The organism is Pseudoxanthomonas sp. (assembly GCF_002863005.1).
GTDB lineage: Bacteria > Pseudomonadota > Gammaproteobacteria > Xanthomonadales > Xanthomonadaceae > Pseudoxanthomonas_A.
Genome location: NZ_PKDG01000019.1, coordinates 70,343 through 83,876 on the forward strand (window position 1 = coordinate 70,343; position 13,534 = coordinate 83,876).

The window sequence follows — 13,534 nt, forward strand, 5'->3', positions numbered from 1 at the left end:
CGATCGCGTCCCACGTGCCCGACGTGGCCGAAAGGCGCGGCCACCGGGGCCGCGCCCGTCAGTCAGTTGCGGCCCTTCACCAGCGTGCCGACATGCTCGCCGCGCAGGATGCGCATCAGGTTGCCGGGCACCGACAGGTCGTAGATGCGCAGCGGTACGTCGCTGTCGCGGCACAGGGCGAACGCCGCCGTGTCCATCACCTGCAGGTCGCGCGCGATGACATCGTCGTAGGTCAGCTGGTCGTAGCGGACGGCATCGGCGTGCTTGCTGGGGTCCTTGTCGTAGACGCCGTCCACCTTGGTCGCCTTCAGCAGCAGGTCCGCACCGATCTCGATCGCCCGCAGCGCGGCGCCGGAATCGGTGGTGAAGAAGGGGTTGCCGGTGCCTGCGGCGAAGATCGCGATGCGGCCCTTTTCCAGATGGCGGATCGCACGGCGGCGGATGTAGTCCTCGCAGACGTCGTTGATCTTGATGGCGCTCATCACGCGGCACTTGGCGCCGAGCTTTTCCAGCGCGTCCTGCATGGCCAGCGCATTGATGACGGTCGCCAGCATGCCCATCTGGTCGCCGGTGACCCGGTCCATGCCGCCGGCGGCCAGGCCGGCGCCGCGGAAAATGTTGCCGCCGCCGATCACCAGGCCCACTTCGGCGCCGGCGTCGCGCGCCTCGATGATCTCGCGGGCGATGCGGGTGATGACGGCGGGGTCGATGCCGTAGTCCTCGGCCCCCATCAGCGCCTCGCCGGACAGTTTGAGCAGGATGCGGCGATACACGAGGGGAGCGGGCATGGGGATTTCTCGGCGTGGGGGCAAACGCGGCAATTCTAGCCGAGTGCCCCCGTCTCAGTCGCCGGGTTCGTAGATGGCGTAGAGCTTGCGCGCGGTTTCCAGCACCTCCCACGTGCCGGTGAAACCGGCCGGCACGATGAAGCTCTGGCCTGCCTCCAGCAGCACGTCGCTGCCGTCGTCACCGCGCAGGCGCATGCGTCCGCTGAGCAGGTGGCAGAACTCGTGTTCGGTGTACTGCACGCGCCACGCCCCGACGCTGCCTTCCCAGACGCCGCAATGGAAGCGCTCGTCCTGCGTGGAATATGCGTTGGCGTGCGCCTGCCGCGGCGCGCCGTGCACGACGCGCTCCGCCGCGACCGGCGCACGCGTGGCTTCATCCGGGGAGTGCGGTACGGAAACGATGCGGGACATGAGCGGAACCGGCAGGCGGGGCGACTATGATGTGGCCTTCTTTCGGCAACCATCAAGGAACGGCCATGAGCGTGCGCACCCTGCAGGAATTCCTCGCCTCGTCGCGTGAGAAGGATGCCAGTCCGGATGCCTTCGAGCTCGAGAGCCCGCACCTGCTCGAGGTGCGGTTGAACGGGCTGGTCTGGGCCAAGTCCGGCGCCATGGTCGCCCGCAAGGGGGCGGTCAAGTTCACCCGCCAGGGCGTGCTGGAGCAGGGCCTGGGCAACCTGCTGAAGAAGGCGGTCAGCGGGGAGGGCATGCAGTTGATGAAGATCGAGGGGCAGGGGCGCGTCTATCTGGCCGATGCCGGCAAGCGGATCACCCTGCTGCGGCTCGCCGGGGAGGCCATCTTCGTCAACGGCAACGACGTGCTGGCCGTGGAGTCGGGCATCGAGAGCCGCATCACCATGATGCGCAAGGTCGCCGGCATGCTGTCCGGCGGGTTGTTCAACGTGCGCCTCAGCGGGCACGGCATCGTCGCGATCACGTCGCACTACGAACCGCTGACACTGCCGGTGAATGCGCAGACCGGTCCGGTGTTTACCGACCCCAACGCCACCGTGGCGTGGTCGGGCAGCCTGACGCCCGAAATAGTCACCGACATCTCGCTGGGCACGCTGCTGGGACGGGGGTCCGGAGAAAGCGTGCAGCTACGGTTTGCGGGCGACGGCTGGGTGGTGGTGCAGCCCTACGAAGAAGTCGTGTACCAGCCGAGGCAATAAGCGCCCGGCGTTCCTCTCTGTTGCGGCGTCACCGGCCGGTGCATGGAGGCGCGGCGTCGACTGCGGAGGGGGAAACCGCATGCGCGCCCCACGCCCGGTCCTCTGCCCCGCTGTCGCGGCTTCAAAGGCGCGGGCGCACGGCCGTCCATCAAAAGCGGCGCCCGGTGCGGCGGACCCCGGAGATCCCTCGCGACCCGCAACCCCGTGTCGATGTTGCGCGCGGGCGCGTTATCGCTATTACGTTCCGGGGCGTCCAAAAAATGCGCCTGAGGGGGGGCAAAACTACACGGCATTTTGTGATCTATTTCGCATTATTACTTGAGTGTTGCGTAACCTAATTCCAACATTTGATTAACCTGCTATTAAGGCCCGTGGCTGGCCTGAAGGGCGCGCCGCACATTCTCGGAGAGGGCGGGCCCGTCCGGACGCTCATGTGAATCAACCTGCAGCAGGGAGTCGCACAGTGTCCAAGCGTACGTTCAATCGAACACTCAAACGCAGCGCCCTTACCCTGGCGCTCGGCGTCTGCTTCAACACGTCCGTCTACGCCCAGTCCAATACCTCCGGCGCGGTCTTCGGCCAGGCATCGGCGGGCGAGAAGGTCCTGGTCCAGAACCCGGCCACCGGCTTCAGCCGTGAAATCGCGATCGGCGCCGACGGTAGCTACCGCGTATCCGCGCTCTCGCCCGGCACGTACCGCGTGACGCTTCAGCGGGCCGACGGTACGACGACGACGCGCGAAGTCGCGGTCAACGTCGGTACCGGTACGGCCGTCAATTTCGCAGCGGAAAGTTCCGGCAGTGGTGCCACAACGCTCGGCACGGTGACCGTCACCGGGTCGCAGTTGGTCAACCCGATCGACGTCTCGTCGGTCGAGTCCACCACCATCCTGACGTCCGAGCAGCTGGCCCGCATCCCCGTGCCGCGCGATACCACCTCGGTGGCCCTGCTGGCGCCGGGCACGGTGCGTGGCGATGGCGCCTTCGGCAACCTTGCCTCGTTCGGTGGCTCCTCCGTCGCCGAGAACCAGTACTACATCAACGGCTTCAACATCACCAATTCGTTCCGGAGCCTGAACTTCTCGAAGGTGCCTTTCGAGGCGATCGCCGAGCAGCAGATCAAGACCGGTGGCTACGGCGCCGAGTTCGGCCGTTCGCTGGGCGGCGTGGTGAACCAGATCACCAAGCGCGGTACCAACGAGTTCAAGGCCGGTGCCAATGTGTTCTGGTCGCCGAAATCGCTGCGTTCGGACGTGGAGGACTACAAGTACTCCAACCCGTTGGTCCCGGGCGACTACGGCAACGTCGCCGAGAACAACAGCAACGATACGCAGGAAGAGCTGATCGGGGCCGTGTGGGCAGGTGGTGCGCTGATCAAGGACACGCTGTTCGCCTACGGCCTGTTGTCCTACGGCAGGACCGACACCGATGCCTGGGGCAACATTGATGCGGTCACGAACCGCAACGGGTCGATCAAGAATCCGACCTGGCTTGCAAAGTTCGACTGGAACATCAACGACAGCAACAAGCTGGAGCTGACCGCGTTCTCCGACAAGCAGGAAACCGAGACGCGGGTCTACAACAACACCCCGGGCGAAGTGGACCGCACCACCTATGTTGGCACGGTGTTCGACGAGCAGGGCGGCAACAACTACGTACTGAAGTACACCGGTTATCTCACCGACGCCTTCACCCTGACCGCGCTGTATGGCCACGGCGAATTCAAGCGCGCGCAGCATCTCCGTAATCCGGACGGTTCGACCGTCAGCTACAACGGCGATATCACCACGGCATACACGACCGACATCAACGGGACGACCGCGCTCGGCGGCTGCCCGGCGATCATCGACGTGCGTCCGGGCTATCGCAAACTGATCACCGGCGCCTACGGCAGCCTTTGCCATCTGACCGACGGCGCGTTGCTGCAGGCATCCAACAACAAGGATACCCGCGACCAGTACCGCATCGACGCGGAGTGGATCCTCGGCTCGCACCAGTTGCGCTTCGGCGTGGACGTGGACAATTACGAGTCGGTGGCGGGCGAAGCCAACGTGGGTGGCTGGTTGTGGCGCTACTCGACGAACAACGGTCCCGACGGGCGCCCGAACACCGGCGACGAGTTCGACGTGGTCCGTCGCCAGACCACGGCGCGTGGCACCACCATCGAGGTGAAGCAGCGCGCCTACTACCTCGAAGATTCGTGGAGGATCACCGACAACTTCCTGGCGTACCTCGGCGCGCGCTGGGATACCTTCGAGAACCTGGGCTCCGACGGACGCGCCTTCGTCAAGATCGACAACCAGTTCGGCCCCCGCCTGGGTTTCTCGTGGGATGCCAAGGGCGACTCCTCCCTGAAGATCTACGGTAATGCCGGTCGCTACGCACTGCCGTTGACGCCGAGCGTCGCAGTGCGCGGCTCCAGCGCCTCCATCTACCAGCGCTCCAACAACAACCGCTTCTCGGGCGTCGACCCGGTGACCGGTGCGCCGATCCTGATCAACCCGCTGAATCCGCTGAACCTGATCAACGGCGAAGACGGCCAAGCGCACGATCCGAACACGATCGCCAGCAAGAACCTGGATCCGATGTACCAGGACGAGTTCATCCTCGGCTTCCAGACCACGCTGACCGACCACCTCAACTTCGGTGCGCGCGGCATCTACCGCAAGTTGAAGGCCGCCATCGACGACAACTGCGACTACACCGCGATCACCGACCTGGCCGATGCCGACGGGCTCGACTACACCGTGCCGAACCCCGGCTTCCCGTATTGCCGCCTGTTCAACCCGGGCGAAGATGCGGTGCTGGTCACCGACCTGAACGGCGACGGCGTCTACACCACCTACACGGTGGAGGGCGACCGCCTCAGCCCGCCGGCCAAGCGTTCGTACAAGGCCCTGGAACTGTTCCTGGACGGCAGCTGGGACAAGTTCTTCTTCCAGGCCTCCTATACGCTCGGCTACAACAAGGGCAATACCGAAGGCGGCGTGAAGTCCGACATCGGCCAGGGCGACACCAACACCACGCAGGACTTCGACTACCGCGAGCTGACGGTCGATACCTACGGCTACCTGCCCAACGATCGGCGCCATGCGTTGAAGGTATTCGGCAACTACGACTTCAACGACGAGTGGTCGCTCGGTGCGAACCTCATCGTGCAGACGGGACGACCGATCAACTGCCTGGGTGTCCTGGATCTCAACCCCTTGGAGCCCGTGGGTCCGGTGACCAACTATTCGCCGCATCCTTATGGTTCGGGCTTCATGCGCTGCAGCAACTCGGAAAATGGCGCCTCTGACGATTCCACGGTGAGCGCGGTTCCGCGTGGTACCGCCGGGCGCCTGCCCACGACCACCAGCCTGGACCTGAACCTCGCTTTCAGGCCGTCGTTCGCACCGGGCCTGCAGTTCAAGATGGACGTGTTCAACGTCTTCAATTCGCAGAAGGTGACGGCGGTGAGCGAAGTGGCGGAAGACTCGGCGACCGGCAATCCGCTGAGCACCTACCTGCTGCCACGCTCGTACCAGGCACCCCGTTCGGTCCGCTTCATGGTCCAGTACGACTTCTGATCCCGCATCTGTTCGAACAAGAACAACGCTCCATGCTCTCTTCTCGGCCGCCTTCGGGCGGCCTTTTCTTGTGCGCCGCGGCCTGCGTTGATCGTGTTGCGGATATGCTTGAACCAACTCCCTCACGATGGCGACCATGAACGGAGCGCTGCAGCGCCACTGGAACGAGGCGAACCACCACGAGGCCGCCAGGAACCCATCCGCGGCCCGCGCCTGTTACGAGGCCATGCTGGCGATAGCGCCCGATCTGGTGGCGCCACACCTTCGCCTTTCGCGGCTTGCGCAGGTCGCCGATCGTTATGTCGATTCGCGCCTGCACGCACTGCAGGCCGCGCGGATATGCGCCCGGATCCAGGACACCAAGTCGGTCGGCTTCGTCAGCCTGCGCCTGCTCGCCTTTGCCGAAGATGCGGAAATCGTCGGGCTCATCCGGTCCATGCCGTGGTCCGACGAAGAAGTCCTGCGTCAGGCGGCGGTGCTCGCCCAGCATCTCTGGCTGGTGGATCGGCACGACCTCGCACTCGAGTTCCTGACGCATGTCGCCAGCCGTGTGCGGCCCGATCCGCTCCTCTGCTACACCCGCGCCAACGTACTCAGGTCGCTGGGCAGGCTGGACGAAGCCACCGACTATTACGAATACGCACTGCGCCTGGATCCGGACAACGCCTATGTGCACCGGACCCTCGCGTTCCACCAGGTCGCGAAGCCAGCCGGTAGCCGAGCGCCGAGGATCGAAGCGGCCTACGGGCAACATGCGGATGGATCGCCCGAACGTGCACAGCTGCGCTATGCGCTGTTCAAGGAACTGGACGATGCCGGTCACACGGCGGCTGCCTGGGACGCGTTGCGGGAGGGAGCTGCCATGGTGCGCAGCACGCTGCGGCACGATCCGGCAGAGGAGGAGCGGGCGTTCGAGCGTCTGATGCAGTCCTCTCCCTGGGCGATGCCGGTACGCGTCGATCAGGCGCCATCCGGACCCGTGCCGATCTTCATCGTCGGCCTGCCGCGTACCGGCACGACCGTGCTGGACCGGGTGCTGGGCAATCATCCCGAGGTCGTTTCGCTGGGCGAGCGCAACGACCTGGAGGCGGCGATAAGCGAGGTGTCCGACCATTTCTACCCGGGCGGACTGAGGGAGTCGCGGTGGGAGAAGCTCGCGGGGATCGATCCGCTCACCGTCGGCGTACGGTACAGGGAGCGCCTGGCGCCGATGATCGGGAGGAGTCGCTGCTTCATCGACAAGAACCCCCGGAACTTCTTCAATGTGGGTCTGATACTGCGGGCGCTCCCGCAGGCACGCATCCTCTGCGTGCGCCGCGATCCGATGGACGCCTGCTTCTCGAACCTGAAGGAGCTGTTCGAGGGCGGCGCGTATCCCTACAGCTACGCATTCGAAGACCTGGCTGCGCACCATCGCGGTTTCGACAGGCTGCTGGCGCACTGGATGGCCGAGGCGCGGGGTGCGATGCACGTGGTGGATTACGAGGCGCTGGTGCGGAGCGGCGAGGACACCCTGCGCGGCATTCTCGCGTTCTGCGGCCTGGCGCCCGCCCATAACATGCTGGACATCACCGCCAATGCGGCGCCCGTGTCCACCGCCAGCAGTTCGCAAGTCCGTTCGCCCATCCACGATCGCGGAATAGGGGCATGGCGGCGTTACGCCGTCCCGCTGGAGCCCCTGCGCCGGATGCTGGACGCGCAGGGGAACGGGCATGACCGCTGAGCCGATGTCCGGACGCGTGGCTGCGCTGATGCAACGCGCCCGGGCGCATGCCGTGGCCAAGGATTTCGACGCGGCGACCGAAGAGTACCGGCGCGCACTCGCCCTGTCGCCCGGCGATCCCGACATCCTCTTGCAGTTGTCCTACATGGCGTCCCTCGCAGGCCGTTACCGGGCCGCGCACGGTCATGCGTTGCAGGCCAGCCAGCACGACACGCAGCGGGTCGAGGTCGTGAAGGAGCTGCTTGCACGGTTGCGTACCTTCAATGAAATCCCGGCCATGCTGGCGTGCATCGAGCGCATGTTGCCGATGTCCCGCATTCCGATCCCTTCGTTGATCACCATTGCGGCACAGCTGACCTACGCGGGGTTGCCGCAGCGGGCGATCATGTTCCTGGATGAAGCCCGGCGCGCGGACCCGGACTATCCGCCGACCTTGTTGTCGCGGGCCCATGTGCTGATGTTCCTCGGTCGATTCGACGAGGCGGCGGAAGATGCCTCCCGTGCGCTCGCGCGCGCGCCGCAGATCGCGCAGGGCTACTGGCTCCTGTCACAGGTCCGCAGGCAGCACGCGGGCGAGGCCCACCTGGCCCGGATCAGGGCGCAGCTGAAGGTGCCGCAACGGACCGCGCAGGATCGCGCGTTGCTCGCCTTCGCGCTGCACAAGGAACTGGACGGTCTTGGGCGCTACGAGGAGGCCTGGCATGCGCTGCAGGAAGGATGCGCCAGCAAGCGTTCCTCGCTGCGCTACGACGCGGCGCAGACGGCGTTGCTTTTCGAGCGGCTGCTGCGTTTCGAACGACGCGGTTCCCCCGTGCAGGCGGGGTCCGGCACCCCTGCGGTGCCGGTATTCATCGTGGGCATGCATCGGTCGGGCACGACGCTGATCGAGCACCTGCTCGACGGGCATTCCGACGTGTGCGGACTGGGCGAGCTCTACGACTTCACCAGCGCCATGCGCTACGGCACCGATCATCATTGCGCGGGCGTGATCGATCCGGAGATCGTCGCAAGGGCCGCTTCCGTCGACTTCGACATGGTCGGCCGCCGTTACCTGGAAGGCATCGGCTGGCGCTTGTCCGGCGAGGGCCATTTCACCGACAAGCTTCCTTCGAACTTCCTCAACCTGGGCTTCATCTGCGAGGCCCTGCCGCAGGCGAAGATCCTGCACATGGTGCGCGACCCGATGGAGACCGGCTTCTCCAATCTGCGCGAACTGTTCTCCGACGCCAATCCCTACAGCTACGACCAGCGCGAACTGGCCGATTTCCACGCACACTACCGCACGTTGATGGCCCACTGGCATGCCCGCTATCCCGGGCGGATCATGGACGTGGACTACGCGCAGCTGACGCGCGAGCCGGAACAGGTGGTCCGCCGGGTCTGCGACTTCATCGGCCTCGTCTTCGAGCTGCAGATGCTGGGGATGCAGTCGCGCTCGCGGGGTGTCGTCACGGCCAGCGCCGTGCAGGTCCGCACCGCGATCCATGTGCGGGAAGTGCCGAAATGGCGCGCGTACGAGCGGTACCTTGCACCGTTGCGGGAGCGCCTCGGCAGCGACTGAACGATGATGCCGGCCTCCGGCATCACCGAGTCGATTCAGGAGCCGACGGCCCCCGCCGAGACGCGATTGCGCCCCTCGCGCTTGGCGCCATACAGTGCTTCGTCGGCAGCGCGCAGCAGATCGTCGACGTGGCGGAATTGTTCCAGCGCCCCTTGCGTGGCGAGGCCGGCGGAGAAGGTGATGTGCAGCGGCTGGCCGTTGACGTGCGCCATGGCCGCGCCGGAAACCTCGGACAGGATGCGTCGCACCACGTGGGCGGCCGCGTCCTCATTGATGCCCGGCAGTACCACCAGGAATTCCTCGCCGCCGTAGCGGGCGACGATGTCGCTGCTGCGCACATGCCGCATCAGCGACTTGGCGAAGTTGCGCAGCACCTCGTCGCCGACCAGATGGCCCCAGCGGTCGTTGACCTGTTTGAAGTCGTCCAGGTCGATGAAGGCGATCGACAGCGGCCAGCCGTGGCGGGTGGCGGCGTCGAACTCCTTTTCCAGCACTTCTTCCAGCTGGCTGCGGTTGTAGGCGCCGGTCAGCGGATCGCGACGCACTTCCTCGGCCAGGCGGCGTGCGCGGTCTTCGTGCTCGTCGGCCTCCTTGCGCGCGCGCGCGGCTTCCTGGATCTCGCGCAGGTTGCGCACCACCAGCAACTCGCGCGCCTGGTCCAGCAGGGCCTGGATGCGGGCGGGGGGCGCAGGCGGAACGTCGAACATCGCGCAGACTTCGGGCAGGGCGGCGATCATGTCCTCGGTCAGCGTGAGGAACGCCGCATAGTCCAGCCCGAGGCGGGTGGCCGCCTGCAGCGCCGCGTGCCGATGGGCGGCCTCGGTGCGGGCTTCATCCGCGCCGGCCAGCCAGATGTCGGCGACATGGCCGGAGACGGCGACACACGCATTGAACGTGGTGTCGGAAGCGGGCCCCTCGCTTTCCATGATGGCCTCCCGCAGCAGTGCGGGCAGGTTCCACTGCCGCGCCAGCCAGCCACCGACAGCGGCGTGGTCGCAGCCCAGCCAGTCGCGTTCGGCGGCAAGCAGTGCCGCGTTGTCTTCGGTGCGTTCGACCAGCTGCGCGTAGTCGTCGCCCAGCACTTCCAGCAGGGCCAGCATGCCGATGTCCTGAAGCAGTCCGGCGAGCATCAGTTCCTCGGCCTTGCGCGTGCCGGCATGCTGGCCGAGCAGGCGACATGCCAGTGCGGCGATCACGCTGCGGCGCCAGACGCGCTCCTGCGCCACGGGATGGCTGCCACTGCCGCAGCGCGCGAGCGAGAAGCCCAGGGCCAGCGTGAGCGTCGCGTTGAGGCCGAGTACCGTCAGCGCCTGCGACAGGTTTTCCACGCGGCGTCGGCTGGCGTAGAGCGGGGAATTGGCGATGCGCAGCATGCGCGCGCTCAGGGCGGCGTCCAGGCCGATCGCATCGGCCGCGGTCGCCATCACCACCTCGGGGTCCTGCGCCAGTTCGAGGATGCGCAACGCCACGCCCGGCGGGCTGGGCAGGTTGCGGCAGTTCGACAACTGGGATTCGAGTTCGGGACGCATCCGGGTGCGCACTACGCTGGAGGAAAGTGGCCGGCAGCATGCCAGCAAAGCGTGACGGGATGGCAGCTTTGTAGACAGTTTCGGCACGGCAGCGTCAAACTTTAGGCGCGCACGACGAAAGGCGGTGCGCACGCCGCCGCGTCGGGACGCGTTTCGCGGGCAACAAAAAAGCCGCGGTTTCCCGCGGCTTTTCCGGGTGAAGCGGAACGCGCGGCTTATGCCAGGCCGGCCTGCTTCATCACTTCGGCGGCGTAGTCTTCCACCACCTTCTCGATGCCTTCGCCGACCACCAGGCGCTGGAAGCCGACCACGTCGGCGCCGGCGGCCTTGACCACCTGCTCGACCGACTTGTCGCTGTCCAGCACGTACGGCTGGCCGTACAGCGTCACTTCGTTGACGATCTTGTTGATCTTGCCGGAGATGATCTTCTCCAGGATGTCGGCCGGCTTGGCCTTGTCCTTGTCCGACATCTTGGCCAGCTCGATTTCCTTTTCCTTCGCCACGAACTCGGCCGGCACGTCGGCCGCCTTGTTGTGCGGGGGGTTCATCGCGGCGATGTGCATTGCCAGGCCGCGGGCCAGTTCGGCGTCGCCGCCCTTGACCTCGACCAGCACGCCGATCTTGCCGCCGTGCACGTAGGCCGCGACATTGTTCGCGCTGTCGATGGCGACCAGGCGACGGATCTGCATGTTCTCGCCCAGCTTGGCGATGGCGGCGGCGCGGGCTTCCTCGACGGTCTCGCCCGAGGCCAGCTTGGCGCTCTTCAGCGCTTCGACATCGGCGGCGCCCGAGGTCAGCGCGGCTTGCGCGATGGCGTCGGTGAACGCGATGAAGTTGGCGTCCTTGGCGACGAAGTCGGTCTCGGAGTTGATCTCGACCAGCACGGCCTTGCCGCCGTCCTGCGCCACGGCCACGCGGCCTTCGGCGGTGACGCGGTCGGCCTTCTTGTCGGCCTTGGCCAGGCCCGACTTGCGCAGCCACTCGGCCGCGGCGTCGATGTCGGCGTTGTTCTCGGTGAGCGCCTTCTTGCACTCCATCATGCCGGCGCCGGTGCGCTCGCGCAGTTCCTTGACCAGGGATGCGGTGATTTCCACGGGATTACCTCTGTTTGGATTGGCAAAGCCCCTCTCCCGTCGGGAGAGGGGTTGGGGTGAGGGTCGGTGGAGTCGCGACGCATTGAACGCCAGCGTGCTTCCCGTACCCTCATCCGCCCTTCGGGCACCTTCTCCGGGGAGAAGGAACAATAGGGGCCGCCGCGCAGCATGGCGCGGCGGCGTTGCAGCCGGATTACTCGGCGGCGGCTTCGTCGGACTTCTTGCCGGCGGCCTTCTTGGCCGGGGCGCGACGGGCACCCTTGTCGTCGCCGCCTTCAGCGAACTCTTCCTCACGGACGGTCGCGGCGTTCGGCGACGCGGCCTTGCCTTCCAGCACGGCGTCGGCGGCGGCGCGGGCGTACAGCTGCACGGCGCGGATGGCGTCGTCGTTGCCGGGGATGGCGTAATCGACCAGGGCCGGGTCGTAGTTCGAGTCGACCACCGCGATCACCGGGATGCCGAGCTTCTTGGCTTCCTTGATGGCGATGTCTTCATGGCCGATGTCGATGACGAACAGGGCGTCCGGCAGGCGGTTCATTTCCTTGATGCCGCCCAGCGAGGCCAGCAGCTTCTCGCGCTCGCGGCGCAGGCCCAGCACTTCGTGCTTGACCAGCTTCTCGAAGGTGCCGTCGGTTTCGGCGGCTTCCAGTTCCTTCAGGCGGGCGACCGACTTCTTCACGGTGGCGAAGTTGGTCAGCGTGCCGCCCAGCCAGCGCTGGGTCATGAACGGCATGCCGCAACGCTCGGCTTCTTCCTTCACCGCTTCGCGCGCGCTGCGCTTGGTGCCCAGGAACAGGATGGTGCCGCGCTTCTGCGCGACGCCCGAGATGAAGTTCATCGCGTCGTTGAACAGCGGAACGGTCTTCTCGAGGTTGATGATGTGGATCTTGCCGCGGGCACCGAAGATGTACGGCGCCATCTTGGGGTTCCAGTAGCGGGTCTGGTGGCCGAAATGGACGCCGGCTTCCAGCATCTGGCGCATGGTGACTTGGGGCATTGTAGTGACTCCATCGAAGGGGAACCCACCGTCCGGGTCAATGGAGGACGGCGCCGGTGAGGGCGGGGTTCCGGGGTTGGGCCTCCCTGCGGCTTCCGTGTCCGAACCCTTCAGCGAAGGGCACCCCGGCACGGGTTGAGGCAGCAGGTGTGGATTCGTCGGTGTCGCCCGACGTGGGCGGTCCGGCCGGGCAGGCCTGGACGCGAAGCCGCGGGATTATAGCGGGGTTTGCCCGGTGGCGGCAAACCGGGTGGAGTCGCGGGGAGGGCGCCGGTGGCCCGAGCCGTTCAGCCCGCGCGCCAAATGGGGGATAATCGGCCAATGGCCATCCAGCTCAAGACCCCCGAAGACCTCGCCCAGATGCGCATCGCCGGCCGCCTCGCCGCCGAGGTGCTGCAGGTGGTCGCCCCGCATGTGAAGCCGGGCGTGACCACCGCGGAACTGGACCGCATCTGCCACGATCACATCGTCAACGTGCAACAGGCGATTCCCGCCAACGTGGGCTACAAGGGCTTCCCGGCGACGGTCTGCACCTCGGTCAACAACGTCATCTGCCATGGCATCCCCAGCGAGGGGAAAGTGCTGAAGGACGGCGACATCGTCAACATCGACGTCACCGTCATCAAGGATGGCTGGCACGGCGATACCAGCCGCATGTACATCGTGGGCACGCCGTCGGTGATGGCCAGGCGCCTGGTGGACGTGACCCGCGAGGCCATGTTCCGCGGCATCCGCGCGGTGAAGCCGGGCGCCACCCTGGGCGATGTGGGCCACGCGATCCAGCAGTACGCGGAATCCGAGCGCTTCAGCGTGGTGCGCGAGTACTGCGGCCACGGCATCGGCAAGGTCTACCACGACGAGCCGCAGGTGCTGCACTACGGCCGCCCGGGCGAGGGCGTGGTGTTGAAGCCGGGCATGACCTTCACCATCGAGCCGATGATCAACGAGGGTGCGCGCCATACCCGCGTGCTGCCGGACGGCTGGACCGTGGTGACCAAGGACCGCAAGCTCTCGGCGCAGTGGGAACATACCGTGGCGGTGACCGAGGATGGCGTCGAGATCCTGACCCGCGTGCCGGGCGACGACAACGACCTGTGAGTAC

10 protein-coding genes are annotated in these 13,534 nt (G+C 66.2%); 5 read left to right on the forward strand and 5 right to left on the reverse strand.

Going from position 1 to position 13,534, the window contains the following annotated elements:
* Positions 1 to 62: 62 nt before the first annotated feature.
* A complete protein-coding gene (gene pyrH, locus CYU89_RS09325; RefSeq protein WP_296280381.1) occupies positions 63 to 788 on the reverse strand; it encodes a UMP kinase in 726 nt (241 codons plus the stop codon).
* A 54-nt stretch (positions 789 to 842) separates the two neighbouring features.
* Positions 843 to 1,199 (reverse strand): cupin domain-containing protein, encoded by a 357-nt coding sequence (locus tag CYU89_RS09330; RefSeq protein ID WP_296280383.1) that lies wholly within the window; start codon positions 1,197 to 1,199, stop codon positions 843 to 845.
* Between the two features lie 65 nt (positions 1,200 to 1,264).
* Between CYU89_RS09330 and CYU89_RS09335 the strand changes: the two genes are divergently transcribed.
* From CYU89_RS09335 to CYU89_RS09350, 4 genes are all read left to right on the forward strand, one after another.
* Positions 1,265 to 1,960: an AIM24 family protein gene (locus CYU89_RS09335; protein WP_296280385.1), complete on the forward strand. Its 696-nt coding sequence runs from the start codon at positions 1,265 to 1,267 to the stop codon at positions 1,958 to 1,960.
* Between the two features lie 463 nt (positions 1,961 to 2,423).
* Positions 2,424 to 5,528 carry a TonB-dependent receptor gene (locus tag CYU89_RS09340; protein WP_296280387.1) on the forward strand — a complete coding sequence of 1,035 codons (3,105 nt, stop codon included), beginning with the start codon at positions 2,424 to 2,426 and terminating at the stop codon, positions 5,526 to 5,528.
* A gap of 136 nt (positions 5,529 to 5,664) precedes the next feature.
* Positions 5,665 to 7,251, forward strand: coding sequence for a sulfotransferase (locus tag CYU89_RS09345; protein WP_296280388.1), 1,587 nt, complete (start codon positions 5,665 to 5,667; stop codon positions 7,249 to 7,251).
* Entirely contained in the window at positions 7,241 to 8,812 is a 1,572-nt protein-coding gene (locus tag CYU89_RS09350; protein ID WP_296280389.1) for a tetratricopeptide repeat-containing sulfotransferase family protein, read from the forward strand. Before CYU89_RS09345 ends, CYU89_RS09350 begins: the two co-directional genes overlap by 11 nt.
* A gap of 35 nt (positions 8,813 to 8,847) precedes the next feature.
* Here CYU89_RS09350 and CYU89_RS09355 read toward each other — a convergent pair whose 3' ends face one another.
* The 3 genes from CYU89_RS09355 to rpsB all read right to left on the reverse strand — a co-directional run bounded on the left by CYU89_RS09355 (position 8,848) and on the right by rpsB (position 12,432).
* Entirely contained in the window at positions 8,848 to 10,341 is a 1,494-nt protein-coding gene (locus tag CYU89_RS09355) for an HDOD domain-containing protein (protein WP_296280391.1), read from the reverse strand.
* Between the two features lie 215 nt (positions 10,342 to 10,556).
* Positions 10,557 to 11,435, reverse strand: a complete 879-nt coding sequence (gene tsf / locus CYU89_RS09360) for a translation elongation factor Ts (RefSeq protein WP_142123817.1) — start codon at positions 11,433 to 11,435, stop codon at positions 10,557 to 10,559.
* 193 nt (positions 11,436 to 11,628) lie between these two features.
* On the reverse strand, positions 11,629 to 12,432 hold the full coding sequence (gene rpsB / locus CYU89_RS09365; protein WP_192269570.1) for a 30S ribosomal protein S2: 804 nt from the start codon (positions 12,430 to 12,432) through the stop codon (positions 11,629 to 11,631).
* A gap of 321 nt (positions 12,433 to 12,753) precedes the next feature.
* Between rpsB and map the strand changes: the two genes are divergently transcribed.
* The gene (gene map / locus CYU89_RS09370) at positions 12,754 to 13,530 is read left to right on the forward strand and encodes a type I methionyl aminopeptidase (protein ID WP_296280397.1); all 777 of its coding nucleotides are present in this window, start codon (positions 12,754 to 12,756) and stop codon (positions 13,528 to 13,530) included.
* Positions 13,531 to 13,534 lie beyond the last annotated feature (4 nt).